Source organism: Streptomyces sp. NPDC053750, assembly GCF_044544295.1.
GTDB lineage: Bacteria > Actinomycetota > Actinomycetes > Streptomycetales > Streptomycetaceae > Streptomyces.
This window is the reverse complement of sequence record NZ_JBITXB010000019.1, coordinates 41,355-54,879: the sequence shown is the minus strand read 5'-3', so window position 1 is coordinate 54,879 and position 13,525 is coordinate 41,355. Positions and strand designations below refer to the sequence as shown.

The window sequence follows — 13,525 nt, the reverse complement described above, 5'->3', positions numbered from 1 at the left end:
CTGCCGACGTCAGCGAGAGGCGGGCCGAAGACGGCGAGGAGCCGGCCGAGGCTGCCGAGAAGCCGACGGAGGCGTCCGGGGAACCCGCCGACAAGTCGACACAGGCGCCGGACAAGAACGCCTGATCGTCCCCTTATCCCGCACTGAGCCGGGGCCAGGCACACTGGGGGCATGACGACTGGCGCCCAGACCCCCAGGTCCCCCGCCCGGCCCCCACGCTCGCGGCTGCGCACGTTCCTGCCGCTGGGCATCGCCGCCTGGCTCGTGCTGGAGATCTGGCTGCTGACCGTGGTCGCGGGAGCGTCCAGCGGGTTCGTGGTCTTCCTGCTGCTGGTGGCGGGCATCGTCCTCGGCTCGGTGGTGATCAAGCGCGCGGGCCGCCGGGCCTTCAGGAACCTCACGGAGACGCTGCAACAGCAGCAGGCCGGAATGATGCCCGAGGCCCGTCCGAACAGCGAGGGCAACGGCCTGATGATGCTGGGCGGTCTGCTCCTGATGATCCCCGGCCTGATCTCGGACGCGCTGGGCCTGCTCATGCTGCTGCCACCGGTCCAGAAGGCCGTGAGCCGCTATGCCGAGCGGACGGTGGAGCGCAAGCTCCGCGAGGCCCGCCCCGGCACTCTGGGCGACGCCTTCCGCCAGGCCCGTATCCACCAGCCGGACGGCAAGGTCGTCCAGGGCGAGGTCATACGCGACGAGCCGCACGACGCCCCCGACGACGCGCCGCAGGGCCCCCGCCCTCCGCTGACGCGCTGACCCGACCGGGCGGGCCCGGACCCGGCCCGCCGGAACACACCAAAACCGCGGGTGCCGTACGTGAAGCTCACGTACGGCACCCGCGGTGTTCGGTCTGTGCTGTTTACGGTTTCCCGCTACGCACTCTTGCGGCTGTCTCGCGGATGCACCGCGATGTTCATCGCGCCGGAGCGCAGAACGGCCAGCCGCTCCTCGAGGACCTCTTCGAGCTCCTCGCGGGTGCGCCGCTCCATCAGCATGTCCCAGTGCGTACGCGCGGGCTTGGCCTTCTTCTCCTCAGGGCCGTCGCCATCCACCAGGAGTGCCTGGGCCCCGCAGACCTTGCACTCCCACTCCGGCGGGATCTCCGCCTCGACCGAGAAGGGCATCTCGAATCGATGCCCCTTCTCGCATGCGTACTCCACGGCCTGGCGCGGGGCCAGGTCGATGCCGCGGTCCGTCTCGTAGCTGGTCACCACGAGGCGCGTGCCGCGAAGAGCTCGCTCACTCATGAATCGTGCCTCCCGGGCTTGTCGCCCACAGGACAGGTGTCGCTGTCGTCGTCATCCGGTCAACGTCCGGGCGGCGGTAAAGATTCCCGTCCGGACTCCCGATCCGGGCCCTGCGTCGCCGTCGCAGCCGCAGCCTTGCAACCAGTGCAGTACCCGCCGACGTCCGGTTTGTCACCTCTGCTAGCAGATGTGACATAGCGATTCGGCACCTTTGACGCGCAGTAACGGTACGCCTGGCAGGCCAAACGCGTACACTACAGCCCTTTCGCGCCGAGTGCTAAATCCTTTCGGGTACGGGATTGCCCGCGTCGCCGATCGCCCGCCGCACCGGGACCCGTGCGAGCAGCGCGAAACCGAGGACGAAGAACACCACCAGCGAGATGATCGCGTCCCGGTAGCTCCCGGTCAGCTGGTAGGTGAGCCCGAACAGCAGCGGCCCGAGCCAGCTCATGCCGCGGTCGCTGAGCTCGTACGCCGAGAAGTACTCGGCCTCCTTGCCGGGCGGGACCAGATGTGAGAACAGGGAGCGGGACAGCGCCTGGCTGCCGCCCAGGACGAGCCCGATCCCGGCGGCCAGCACGAAGAACCACACCGGTTCCCCGGCCGGCAGGAAGTACCCGGCCGCGAGCGTGACCGTCCAGGCGACCAGCGACCCCAGGATTGTGCGCTTCGCCCCGTACGTCCGCGCCAGCCGGCCCAGCGCCAGCGCGCCCGCCACCGCCAGCGCCTGGACCAGCAGGACGGCCACGATCAGCGTGGACTGACCCAGGTCCAGCTCCTCGGAGCCGTAGACCGACGCCTGGGAGATCACCGTCTGGATGCCGTCGTTGTAGACGAGGTACGCCAGCAGGAAGGCCAGGGTCAGCGGACGGCGGCGCATGTCGCGGACGGTCGCCGCCAGCTGCCGGAAGCCGGGCAGGGCGGCCTCCCGCGCGGGGGCGCGGCGGTCGCGCAGCCGGCGCAGCGGGATGAGCGCGAAGGCTCCCCACCACAGGCCGGCCGATGCCAGGCAGATGCGGACCGCCGCGCTCTCGGTCAGCCCGAAGGAGTCGTGGGCGGTGTAGAGGATCAGGTTCGCCACCAGGACCAGCGCCCCGGCCGCGTAGCCGAAGGCCCAGCCGCGCGAGGAGACCGCGTCGCGTTCCTCGGGCGGGGCGATCTGCGGCAGGTAGGAGTTGTAGAGCATCATCGCGACGGACTGGGCGGCGTTGGCGACCACCAGGAGCAGACCGCCCAGGAGATAGCGGTCGCCGTCGAGGAGGAACATGGCGGTCGTCGCCGCCGCTCCGGTGTACGCGGCGGCGGCCAGCAGCGGCTTCTTGCGGCCCGTGCGGTCGGCCGCGGCCCCCACCAGGGGCATCACCAGCACTGCCACGATCACCGACAGGGACACCGAATACGCGAAGAACGACCCGGCGCGCATCGGTATGCCCAGCGGGTGCACGTATCCGTCCGCGTCGGCCGCCGACTCGGCGACCGAGGTCAGATAGGGGCCCAGGAACACGGTGAGCACGCTCGTCGAGTAGACCGAGCACGCCCAGTCGTAGAAGTACCAGCCGCGCTGTTCGCGCCGCCGTTCGGCGGCTCCGTCGGCTCCGTCGGCCGCGTCCGTCCGCAGGGTGTCGGTACCCACCCGTGCCCTCGCTTCCCCGTGAACGCGCGACGTCCCGGGAGCCGGGCCGCCGGCCTCGGACGGTCCCGGACGGTCTCAGACCCAGACGCCGCGGTCCTCCATGACCTTGCGCAGTGTGTCGATGTGATCGGTCATGATGCCATCCACGCCCAGGTCCAGGAGCCGGTGCATGCGGTCGGGGTCGTTCACCGTCCAGACGTGCACCTGGAGGCCGCGCGCGTGGGCGGTGCGCACGAAGCGGTGGTCCACCACCTGGATGCCCGACTGGGCCTCGGGCACCTGTGCGGCCACCGCCGAACGGCGCAGCGCGGCCGGGACGCCCCAGGATCGCAGCCGCAGGTTGAGGACGCCGCGGGTGCCGTACGAGGTGGCGAGGCGGGGGCCGGCCAGCCGCTGGGCGCGCACCACGCGTGCCTCGGAGAACGAGCCGACGCAGATCCGGTCCCAGGCGTCCGTCCGCTCGATCAGTTCCAGGAGGGGCCGCAGGGCCGGCTCCGCCTTCACGTCGATGTTCCAGCGCACCTCGGGGAACGTCTCCAGGAGTTCCTCGAAGAGCGGCACCGGTTCCTCGCCCGCCACGCGCGCGTGCCGCACCTTCTCCCACGGCAGGTCGGCGATCCGCCCGGACCCGTCCGTCACCCGGTCCAGGGTCGCGTCGTGGAAGGCGACGAGCTTGCCGTCCCGCGTGGCGTGGACGTCCGTCTCGATGTACCGGTAGCCCGCCTCGACCGCGCGCCGGAACTGTCGCAGGGTGTTCTCCAGGCCGTCCGCCGCACCGCCCCGGTGGGCGAAGGGGATGGGGCCGGGATGGTCCAGGTAGGGGTGGCGTATCGCGGTGCTCACCCCCGCAGTATGGCGCGCCGGGGTTGACCTGCGGCAACCACCGTGCTGCCGCCGGATGCCGACGGGACGGCGAACACGCGCAGGAACACCTGGGCGAGCGGGCCGATCGACAGGGCGTACAGCAGGGTGCCGACTCCGACGGTGCCACCGAGGGCGAAGCCGGTGACCACGACGGTGATCTCCACGGCCGTACGCACCAGGCGCACCGACAGGCCCGTGCGCTGGTTCAGCCCGGTCATCAGGCCGTCGCGCGGGCCCGGGCCGAACCGTGCGGCGATGTACAGTCCGGTCGCCGCGCCGTTCAGGACGATCCCCGCCACCATCGTCGTGATCCGCAGCGTCCAGCCGTGGGCGTCGGGCACCAGGGTCAGGGTCGCGTCCATCGCGGCGCCGATCACCAGCACGTTGGAGACCGTGCCGAGCCCCGGCCGCTGGCGCAGCGGGATCCACAGCAGCAGGACGGCCGCGCCCAGGATCGTCAGCACCAGGCCCATCGACAGGCCCGTGCGCTCCGCGAGCCCCTGGTGCAGCACGTTCCACGGCTCCAGGCCGAGCCCCGACCTGACCAGCAGCGCCGAACTCGCGCCGTACAGCACGAGCCCGCCGTAGAGCTGGGTCAGTCGCCGGGTGAGATGCCGCTGTCCGGATTCGCTGGACAAGTCTGCCCCCTGTGGTGGTAGTGGCCTGCTGCATGACACCCTGTGGCTTGAGAAGCAGAGTCAACCATGGCCAATCCGGGGAAGGTGGACTGATTTTCATGCCGCAGTGGACCTCGGCGGTGGGGGCGGGTCAGCTCGCCCGGCTGCTCGGCTCCCAGCAGGACCGCCCCGCCGGGCCCGGCACCCGCCGCCCGCCCGCCTACCGCGCGCTCGCCGACGGCATCCGGCTGCTGGTGCTCGAGGGGCGGGTGCCCGTCGCCGCCCGGCTGCCCGCCGAACGCGAGCTGGCCCTCGCCCTGACCGTCAGCCGCACCACCGTCGCCGCCGCCTACGAGGCCCTGCGCGCCGAGGGCTTCCTGGAGTCCCGGCGCGGCGCGGGCAGCTGGACCGCCGTACCGGCCGGGAACCCCCTGCCGGCGCGCGGCCTGGAGCCGCTGCCCCCCGAGGCGCTCGGCTCGATGATCGACCTGGGCTGCGCGGCACTGCCGGCCCCCGAACCCTGGCTCACCCGGGCCGTGCAGGGCGCCCTGGAGGAGCTTCCCCCCTACGCGCACACCCACGGCGACTACCCGGCGGGGCTGCCCGCGCTGCGCGCCATGATCGCCGAGCGCTACACCGCGCGCGGGATCCCGACCATGCCCGAGCAGATCATGGTGACCACGGGGGCGATGGGCGCGATCGACGCCATCTGCCATCTCTTCGGGGGACGCGGCGAGCGCATCGCCGTGGAGTCGCCCTCGTACGCCAACATCCTCCAGCTGATGCGCGAGGCCGGGGCCCGGCTGGTCCCCGTCGCGATGGCCGAGGGGCTCACCGGCTGGGACGTGGACCGCTGGCGCCAGGTGCTGCGCGAGGCAGCGCCCCGCATCGCCTACGTCGTCGCCGACTTCCACAACCCCACCGGCGCGCTCGCCGACGACGACCAGCGCCGGCGGCTGGTGGACGCGGCCCGGTCGGCGGGGACGGTGCTCGTGGCCGACGAGACGATGAGCGAGCTGTGGCTGGACGACGATGTCGCGATGCCGCGCCCCGTGTGCGCCTTCGACGCGGCCGGATCGACGGTCGTCACCGTCGGCTCCGCCAGCAAGGCCTTCTGGGCCGGCATGCGCATTGGCTGGGTCCGCGCCGCGCCGGACGTGATCCGCAGCCTGGTCGCCGCGCGCGCGTACGCCGATCTGGGCACGCCCGTACTGGAGCAGCTGGCCGTGAACTGGCTGTTCAGCACGGGCGGCTGGGAGCAGGCGGTCCAGGTGCGGCGCGAGCAGGCCCGGCAGAACCGGGACGAGTTGGTGGCGGCGGTCCGGCGGGAGCTGCCCGACTGGGAGTTCGAGGTGCCGCGAGGCGGGCTCACCCTGTGGGTGCGGACCGGAGGTCTCTCCGGCTCGCGGCTGGCCGAGGCGGGGGAGCGCGTGGGCGTGCGGGTCCCGTCCGGGCCGCGCTTCGGCGTCGACGGGGCCTTCGAGGGGTATGTCCGGCTGCCGTTCACCGTCGGCGGCGCGGTGGCGGAGGAGGCGGCGGTACGACTGGCTGCGGCGGCCCGGCTGGTGGAGAACGGGGGCGTCGGGGGGAGCGAGCCGCCGCGGACCTTCGTGGCATAGCCGGTGGGGGCGGGCGGGACGCCCGCCCGCCCCGGTCGCTCGCCGCGATCCCCCGTCCCGGTGGCCCGTCAGGTCGTCTCCGCCGCGACCGCCTTGGCCGGGACCGGCTCCGGGGCCGAGGAGATCGTCGCCGTCTCTGCCGCGACCGGTGCCGACTGGGCATCCGCCTCGGCGGTCTCCGGCTTCGGCTCGGGCTGGCCTTCGGGTGCGCCTTCGGGTGCGCCTTCGGCTTCGAGTTTGTGTTCGGCGGGGGAAGACCTATTCTCCGTCTTCTCCGTGGAGATCTTCCTCAGCTCCGCCTCCGCGGGCGTCGATGCCTGCTCACCGTCGGCGGGCGTCGTGCGCGGGGGAAGCAGGGCGAGGACCGCCTGCCGGTGGGCGTCGCCGGTCGCCTCGTCGTACGGGTCCGGCGTCGCCGGGACCTGGAGGCGGTGCACCGGGCCCGCACCCAGGCGGGCGTAGCCGCGGCCGGGCGGGACCTGGTCGACGGGTGTCGTGTGCGGGGGAACGCCCAGTACGGCCGTCAGCTCGTCCGCCGTGGCCGGGCCGAGGACGACACGCGCGCGTGTGTGCTGCCGTACGGCGTCGCTGAGGCTGTCCAGGGCGTCCAGCTGGTCGGCGACGACCACCGTCACGTTGGCGGCCCGGCCGTGCCGCAGCGGGACCTGGAGCAGGGACTGCGGGTCTTTGCGGCCGTCGGCGGCGGCCAGGTGTGTGAACGCGCTCGGCCGGTCCAGGAGGATCCACAGGCGCCGTTTGGTGTCGTCGGGCGTCGGCCGGCCCTCCTGACGGGCCCGGTTGACGGAGATCAGCCGGCGTTCCGTCTCGTGGGCGGCCCATTCGAGGCTGGTCAGCGCTCCGGCGAGGCCGCACTCGACGGCCAGGACACCGTCCCGGCCGATCAGGCACGCGTACTCGCCGGTGCCGCCGCCGTCGACGATCAGCAGGTCGCCGTGGTGCAGCGCCTGCAGCGCCACCGAGCGCAGCAGGGTGGAGGTGCCGGTGCCCGGCTGCCCCAGAGCCAGCAGATGGGGCTCGGTCGAGCGGATGCCCGTGCGCCAGACGACCGGTGGCACGTCCTGCCGCTGCGCGCCGTGGGTGAGCGGGAGGGTGCGCTGGACCCGGGTCGGATCGGTGAAGCCGAGGACGGTCTCGCCGGGCGCCGTGACGAAGCGCTGGACGGGGATGTCGGTCGGCAGCGCCGCGAGCACGTCGAGGCAGAGGTGGTTGGCCTCCTCGTTCCAGCTGAAGTGGTACTCGCGGCCACGGCCGGCCTTCGCGGTGAGCAGGTGCTCGATCCGGGCCCGGGACTCGGCCTCCCCGTCGGTGAAGTACGCGGGATAACGGATCACCAGGTGGGTGAAGCGGCCGGTGTCGTCGAACTCGAAGGCCGGAAACGCCTTCTGCCACACACCGCCATGGGTGTACAGGGGCTCGGGGTCCTCGGCGACGGAGAAGTACGGGACCAGTGCCTCGTAGAGCGACTGCAGGCGCTCGCTCCGGGACTCGTCGGGGCCCTCCGGCGCAGGCGCGCGGTCCCGGCCCTGCCATGCTGCCGCCGCCATCAGGGAGATGACGGCGAGCAGCGGGCCGTACGGCACCAGTGCCAGGACCAGGATCACCGACGCCACCAGGAACAGCAGGGCACCACGCCGGTCCTTGGGCGTCTCGGTCCATCTGCGCCGCGCGGCCACGGCCAGTCGGCGCAGACCGCGGGCGATCGTGATCAGCGGCTGGAGGACGTCCGTGGCGCTGTCGGCTGCCGTCCGGGCCAGCTCCCGGCTCCGGGCGAGCTGTGCGCCGCCGTTGCTCAGAATGCGGGGGAGGGGCCGCCGGGCCACTGCTGCCTCCTGGGAGTGCGTACGTGCGGATGTCGGGCGGGGAGCCGGGCGGTCAGAACTTGATTCCGCCGAGGAGGCCCGCCAGGCTCTCGCCGCCTGCCTTGATGCTCGGGGCGATCGCCGTGCTCGCGAGGTAGAAGCCGAACAGGACGGCGATCAGGGCGTGTACGGACTTGAGGCCGTCCTTGCGGCAGAAGATGAAGAGGACGATGCCGAGCAGGACCACGCCTGAGATCGAGAAAATCATGTGAGTTCTCCTGGTTCGCGGGGACAGTCACCATGAGTACTTCCAGGCTCACAGCATGTATCCATACGATAAAAGGTGCAAATGGGGGAAATTTCCTGGAATTGCCCCAGCTGGCGGAGTGGTTGTTGAGCCGGTTGAGCAGGGCTGTTGCGCGCTGCGGCGGCCGTGCCGATCTTTACCTCGGGCGCAACGGCTCAGGGGTGGCGCGAGCCAGTACCCTGGCGATTCACTCGCACGGCCGCACCGCTCGCGTCCGTGCGCACACGCAGTCCCCAACGTTCGTACGTTCGTAGTGAGAGGCGGTCCCGCCGATGAGTGAAGCCCCCGACCCCGAGGTCGTGGAGCTGGCGACCAAGATCTTCGATCTCGCCCGGCAGGGGCGGACCGAGGAACTGGTGGCGTATGTGGACGCCGGCGTTCCGGCCAACCTCACCAACGACCGCGGCGACTCCCTCATCATGCTCGCCGCCTACCACGGCCACGCCGACGCGGTGCGCGCGCTGCTGTCCAGGGGCGCCGAGGCCGACCGCGTCAACGACCGGGGTCAGACCCCGCTCGCCGGCGCCGCCTTCAAGGGTGAGACGGAAGTGACCAAGGCTCTCCTCGAAGGAGGGGCCGACCCCTTGGCCGGTACGCCGTCGGCCGTCGACACCGCCCGGATGTTCGCCCGGACGGAGCTGCTGGAGCTGTTCGGAGCCCAGTGACCGGGTGCGGTTCCGGATCTGCCACGAGACGGCTCCGGTTCCGCTCCACACTTTCTGACCAGGTAAAACACTGAAAACGGGGGAGGCGGTACAGGGCCGCCGAAATTTCGGTCGCGGCAGATGTGACCGCCGGGTCATCATGACGACGTGGTTCACGGACGTGATGGCTGGGCAGGTGTTGCCGCACCGCGCGGGCCGTGACACCGGTCCGCAAGGGCCACCGACGAGAGGCAGAGGAACATGGTCTTCAGCAAGCAAGAGACGGCGGGCGATCCGACGTGTTGGCGCACGGCCAGGTAATGCGTGTGCCCCGGTTGCGTCGACGCTTGATGTGAGGCTGTTTCCCATGTTCGATCCGGTCATAGCGCCCAGCGGTACGCTGCTCGGCCTGCTCCAGCGGGGTCGCGGCGACGGCACGCTGCACGCGCTCACCGCCCCGCGCGCCGAGGCGCTCGCGGCACTGAACCACTGTGTGCTGCACGATCCCCGCCACGACTGGCAGGTGGAGAACCGCTCCCTCTACTACGCCCGCCTCTACCTCGACCTGAACGGCGAGCTGGACGCGATCGAGGCGCACCTCTTCGACCCCGAGGACGTCCTCGACTCCGACGAGTCACGGACCGGACTGGCCCTCGCGGTCCTCGGCCACCTCGCCTCCTACGGCAGGCTGGACGCGCTCGGACTGCTGCGCAGGTACGCCGCGCACGGCGTCAACTGGGCGTGGGCCCTGGACGAGCTGGCGCTGCGTGACGACGACGCCGGTCTGCGCGCCCTCGCGGCGCCCGTACTGGCGCGCTTCCCGCGCGATGCCGAGGGCGACGCGGAGCTGGCCGTCGCCGTGCGCGACGCCTTCGAGCCCCGGCCCTGGCGCCTGTGGGCCGACGATCCGCGCGAATCGATCGCCACGCGCGTGCGTGCCGCCCAGGAGACCGGCTGCTTCGACCGCTGGCAACGGCAGCTGAGTCCCACCGGGCCGCGCCCCGGCTGGAGTGTGCGGGCCGTGTTCGAGTGGGCCGAGCAGGGCGTCGAACGCGGCGCCGCGCTCCACGTGCCGGCCGCCCGGTGCCTCATGGCCGTAGCCGGCCCCGAGGACCGGTCCGAGATCGTCGAGGCCGCGCGGACCGGCGCCGAGGGCGCACGCTGCACCGCGCTGCGCTATCTCGCCGACGGCAATGATCCGGACGCCCTCGACCTGATCGAGGGTGCCGTGGCCACCGGCTCGTCGCCGGTCGTGGAGGCCGCCGTCTCCGCCTTCGAGCGCATGCGCAGTCTCGCCGCCGTCGACCGGGCCCGCGGCTGGGTCCATCGGCCCGACGCCCTGGGCGCCGCCGCCGGGCGGGTACTCGCCTGCCGGGGCGGAACACAGGACCGCGACCTCGTGCTCACCGCTCTGCGGGAGGCCGTGCGCGGCGAGGGCCCCGACGCGCCGACCCTGTGGACCCTCGTCGACGGCACCGGCCGGCTCGGCATCGCCTGTGCCGCCCCCGTACTGCGCCACGTCTATCGCGAGACCGCGTCCTCCCACCTACGCGGCCGGGCCGCCCGCGCGCTGGCCGCCACCGACCCGTCCTTCGCCGCCGGGTTCGCCATCGAGTGCCTGTGGGACTGCGAGGAGACCACCCGCGAAATCGCCGCCCGCCATGCCGAGACCGGCGACAACCGCGTCGTCGAACGGCTGCGCAGGCTCGCCGCCGATCCGGCCGAGGAGGACGAGGTCCAGACGGCGGTACGCAGCCGCTTCGGACCGGACGCGCCGGCTGTGTGAGGGAGGGAGGCCCGTGCGGTGCGACGGGCCCCGGCGTGGAGCGGCCGGCGAAGCCCGCACGCGCGGGCGCGGGTCCGCTGTGTGCCGGCGCGGGGGCGGAGCGCACCGGACCGGGGGCCCGCGGTGCGCGGGTCGCGGGCATCGGTGAGCGAGCCGTGCGCGCTCCCCTCGGCCGATGGGCGTCGTCGCCACCGCGCCGGCGGGCGAGGAATCGCCGGTGTGATCGGCGCTCCCTGTCCCCGCCGGGCGAGGCGCCCCGCGTGCGGGCGTCACCCGCCGTGCGCCGGGCCGCCGCCCTTCCGTGTGAACGACGGATGGCCCGCGGGTCAGGCGGGCGTGGCCGTGATCCGACCCGCCCGGGTGCGCAGGGCGTGCACAGGGCAACGCTCATGGGACGTTCCGCGTCCGGAAAGATCGACGTTGACGCGAGCACGTCCGGTCCGGCGACAACACCGGTATGCGTGTCGTCATCGTGAGCGAATCCTTTCCCCCCGATGTGAACGGCGTGGCCCACTGCGCGCTCCAGACCGCCCGGCACCTCGTCGACCGCGGTCACGACTGCGTCGTCGTCGCCCCGGCCACCGCGGCCGGCGACGAGGCGGACACCTCCGCGCCGTGCCCCCTCGTCCGGATCCCCTCCTTCCCGCTCCCCGGCTACCCCCAGGTCCGCGTCGCCCTCCCCAGCCGACGCGTCGCCGCGGCCATCACCGAACACCGCGCGGACCTCGTCCACCTGGCGAGCCCGTTCGTCCTCGGCGTCCGGGGCATGGCCGCCGCGTCCCGGCTCGGTGTCCCGGCCGTGGCCGTCTACCAGACCGACCTCGCCGGCTACGCCCGTACGTACATGGGGGCGGGGGAGGCTGCGGCCTGGCGGCGCATCCGCTCGGTGCACGCCGCCGCCGACCTCACCCTCGCCCCGTCCGGCGCGGCCCTGCGCGACCTCCGGGCGCACGGCGTGCCCCGGGTCGGGCTGTGGCCCCGCGGGGTGGACGCCGTCCGCTTCCGGCCCGACCGGCGTGACGAGGAGCTGCGCCGGCGACTCGCCCCGAACGGTGAGCCGATCGTCGGCTACGTCGGGCGGCTCGCCCCGGAGAAGCAGGTGGAGCTGCTGTCCGGCGTCTGCGGTCTGGACGGCGTGCGCGTCGTGGTCGTCGGGGACGGGCCCAGCCGGCCCGGCCTGGAGCGGGCGCTGCCGGGCGCGATCTTCCTCGGCCGTCGCACCGGCGACGACCTCGCCCGGGTCTTCGCCTCACTGGACGTCTTCGTGCACACCGGCCCGTTCGAGACGTTCTGTCAGACCGTGCAGGAGGCCATGGCGAGCGCAGTGGCCGTCGTGGCGCCCGCCGCGGGTGGTCCGCTGGACCTCGTGGCCCACGGGCGCACCGGGCTGCTGGTGCCGCCGCGCGACGCTGCCGCCGTACGGGACGCGGTGTGGTCCCTGGCCGCCGACCCCGCGCTGCGGGCCGCGTACGGTGCGGCCGGGCGGGCGACCGTCGAGGGGCGCACCTGGGCGGCCGTCGGCGACCGGCTGATCGGGCACTACACGGACGTGCTCGCCTCGCGGAAGGCGGTGCCGGCGGCATGAGCGCCCTGCGGATAGTCCGGCTCGCCAACTTCGTCGCACCCGCGTCCGGCGGCCTGCGCACCGCGCTGCGCGAGCTGGGCAAGGGCTTCCGGGCGGCCGGACACGACCCCGTCCTCGTCGTCCCCGGCGCGCGTGCCGACGACCGGGAGACCGCGCAGGGCCGGGTGATCACCCTCCCGGGGCCGTTGCTGCCCGGCACCGGCGGGTACCGCATCCTGACCGGACGGCGGCGCCTGGCCGCGCTGCTGGAGGAACTGGCACCGGACCGCCTGGAGGTGTCCGACCGCACCACGCTGCGCTGGACCGGCAAGTGGGCCCGGCGGGCCAGGGTCCCCGCCGTGATGGTCTCCCACGAGACCACCGACGGTGTCCTGCGCACCTGGGGCCTGCCCGAAGGCGCGGTCCGGCACACCGCCGACGCCCTGAACATCCGCACGGCCCACACGTACGCACGCGTGGTGTGCACCACGGAGTTCGCCGAGCGGGAGTTCGCCCGCATCGGGGCCCGCAACGTCGTACGGGCTCCCCTGGGCGTCGACCTCGCCGGGCGGCATCCGACGCTGCGCGACCCGGGGCTGCGCGCCCGGCACGCGCGCGTGGACGAGACCCTGCTGCTGATGTGCTCCCGGCTGTCCGTGGAGAAACGGCCCGGCACGGCGCTCGACGCCCTGGCGGTGCTCCGGCGGCGCGGGGAGCGCGCCGTGCTGGTGGTGGCCGGGGACGGGCCGCTGCGTCCGCGGCTCGAACGGCGGGCGAGAGAGCACGGGCTGCCGGTGGCCTTCCTCGGGCACGTGACCGACCACGGGTTGCTCGGCGCCCTCCAGGCGTCCGCCGACGTGTGCCTGGCCCCCGGACCGGCCGAGACCTTCGGGCTGGCCGCGCTGGAGGCGATGGCGTGCGGCACGCCCGTGGTGGCCAGCGCGTCGTCGGCGCTGCCGGAGGTGATCGGCGCGGCCGGTGCCGTGGCAGCCGACTGCGGGGAGGCCTTCGCGGACTCCGTGGGTCTGCTCCTCCAACGCCGGGAGACGGACCGGCGTGCGGCGGCACGCGCGCGTGCGGAGTGCTTCGGCTGGGACGCGGCGGTCGAGGCGTTCCTGGCCGCGCACGACGCCACGGTCCCGGCGCGTCGTGCGCGGCCGGAGGTTGTGTGGTGAGCGCGTGCCGAGGGGGCAGCGGTTCGCTCCGGTGACTCGCCGACCGAGGGGCATGGGAGACGTCGACGGTGCGGGTGGACCGCGCCGCTTTTTGGCCGGACTCGCCGAGGGGACCCGGGCGCTCATGACCCTCGCCCCCGGTGTGGCGCGGACAAGAGACGTGACCGTGCGTCAACCGCCGGCCGGACGCGCCCGGGGCCCGGCGTCGTGCCGTCGACGCCGGTGCCCACGCATCCTGCGCGCCGTACC

At 73.3% G+C, this 13,525-nt stretch carries 12 protein-coding genes; 6 read left to right on the top strand and 6 right to left on the bottom strand.

From position 1 onward, the window contains the following. The first annotated feature begins 171 nt into the window (after positions 1-171). Entirely contained in the window at positions 172-756 is a 585-nt protein-coding gene (gene fxsA, locus ACIGO6_RS35060) for an FxsA family membrane protein (protein WP_399883562.1), read from the top strand. 116 nt (positions 757-872) lie between these two features. On the opposite strand, the gene ACIGO6_RS35055 is transcribed toward fxsA, so the two are convergent. The 4 genes from ACIGO6_RS35055 to ACIGO6_RS35040 form a co-directional block, all read right to left on the bottom strand. Continuing rightward, on the bottom strand, positions 873-1,247 hold the full coding sequence (locus ACIGO6_RS35055) for an RNA polymerase-binding protein RbpA (protein ID WP_003977404.1): 375 nt from the start codon (positions 1,245-1,247) through the stop codon (positions 873-875). Between the two features lie 277 nt (positions 1,248-1,524). Then, positions 1,525-2,880 carry an MFS transporter gene (locus ACIGO6_RS35050; RefSeq protein WP_399883560.1) on the bottom strand — a complete coding sequence of 452 codons (1,356 nt, stop codon included), beginning with the start codon at positions 2,878-2,880 and terminating at the stop codon, positions 1,525-1,527. Positions 2,881-2,955: 75 nt separating this feature from the next. After that, complete coding sequence (locus ACIGO6_RS35045) at positions 2,956-3,723, bottom strand: glycerophosphodiester phosphodiesterase (protein ID WP_399883557.1); 768 nt, start codon at positions 3,721-3,723, stop codon at positions 2,956-2,958. Then, positions 3,720-4,382: a YitT family protein gene (locus ACIGO6_RS35040; RefSeq protein ID WP_399883554.1), complete on the bottom strand. Its 663-nt coding sequence runs from the start codon at positions 4,380-4,382 to the stop codon at positions 3,720-3,722. Before ACIGO6_RS35040 ends, ACIGO6_RS35045 begins: the two co-directional genes overlap by 4 nt. A gap of 98 nt (positions 4,383-4,480) precedes the next feature. Here ACIGO6_RS35040 and ACIGO6_RS35035 point away from each other — a divergent pair, with 98 nt between their 5' ends. Next, positions 4,481-5,980 carry a PLP-dependent aminotransferase family protein gene (locus ACIGO6_RS35035; protein ID WP_399883551.1) on the top strand — a complete coding sequence of 500 codons (1,500 nt, stop codon included), beginning with the start codon at positions 4,481-4,483 and terminating at the stop codon, positions 5,978-5,980. Between the two features lie 68 nt (positions 5,981-6,048). Here ACIGO6_RS35035 and ACIGO6_RS35030 read toward each other — a convergent pair whose 3' ends face one another. After that, complete coding sequence (locus ACIGO6_RS35030) at positions 6,049-7,821, bottom strand: hypothetical protein (protein WP_399883548.1); 1,773 nt, start codon at positions 7,819-7,821, stop codon at positions 6,049-6,051. 52 nt (positions 7,822-7,873) lie between these two features. Continuing rightward, complete coding sequence (locus tag ACIGO6_RS35025) at positions 7,874-8,068, bottom strand: hypothetical protein (protein WP_399883545.1); 195 nt, start codon at positions 8,066-8,068, stop codon at positions 7,874-7,876. Between the two features lie 311 nt (positions 8,069-8,379). Between ACIGO6_RS35025 and ACIGO6_RS35020 the strand changes: the two genes are divergently transcribed. From ACIGO6_RS35020 to ACIGO6_RS35005, 4 genes are all read left to right on the top strand, one after another. Next, entirely contained in the window at positions 8,380-8,772 is a 393-nt protein-coding gene (locus tag ACIGO6_RS35020) for an ankyrin repeat domain-containing protein (protein WP_399883542.1), read from the top strand. Between the two features lie 346 nt (positions 8,773-9,118). Further along, positions 9,119-10,537 carry a HEAT repeat domain-containing protein gene (locus ACIGO6_RS35015; RefSeq protein ID WP_399883539.1) on the top strand — a complete coding sequence of 473 codons (1,419 nt, stop codon included), beginning with the start codon at positions 9,119-9,121 and terminating at the stop codon, positions 10,535-10,537. Between the two features lie 457 nt (positions 10,538-10,994). Continuing rightward, positions 10,995-12,122, top strand: a complete 1,128-nt coding sequence (locus ACIGO6_RS35010; RefSeq protein ID WP_399883536.1) for a glycosyltransferase — start codon at positions 10,995-10,997, stop codon at positions 12,120-12,122. After that, entirely contained in the window at positions 12,119-13,276 is a 1,158-nt protein-coding gene (locus ACIGO6_RS35005; RefSeq protein WP_399883533.1) for a glycosyltransferase, read from the top strand. The genes ACIGO6_RS35010 and ACIGO6_RS35005 overlap by 4 nt, the downstream gene beginning before the upstream one ends. The last annotated feature ends 249 nt before the right edge of the window (positions 13,277-13,525 follow it).

Coding starts and splice junctions, on each gene's coding strand:
- ACIGO6_RS35010 (WP_399883536.1), top strand. CDS start 10,995: ATGCGTGTCGTCATCGTGAGCGAATCCTTTCCCCCCGATGTGAACGGC.
- ACIGO6_RS35025 (WP_399883545.1), bottom strand. CDS start 8,068: ATGATTTTCTCGATCTCAGGCGTGGTCCTGCTCGGCATCGTCCTCTTC.
- ACIGO6_RS35055 (WP_003977404.1), bottom strand. CDS start 1,247: ATGAGTGAGCGAGCTCTTCGCGGCACGCGCCTCGTGGTGACCAGCTAC.
- ACIGO6_RS35035 (WP_399883551.1), top strand. CDS start 4,481: ATGCCGCAGTGGACCTCGGCGGTGGGGGCGGGTCAGCTCGCCCGGCTG.
- ACIGO6_RS35020 (WP_399883542.1), top strand. CDS start 8,380: ATGAGTGAAGCCCCCGACCCCGAGGTCGTGGAGCTGGCGACCAAGATC.
- ACIGO6_RS35005 (WP_399883533.1), top strand. CDS start 12,119: ATGAGCGCCCTGCGGATAGTCCGGCTCGCCAACTTCGTCGCACCCGCG.
- ACIGO6_RS35015 (WP_399883539.1), top strand. CDS start 9,119: ATGTTCGATCCGGTCATAGCGCCCAGCGGTACGCTGCTCGGCCTGCTC.
- fxsA (WP_399883562.1), top strand. CDS start 172: ATGACGACTGGCGCCCAGACCCCCAGGTCCCCCGCCCGGCCCCCACGC.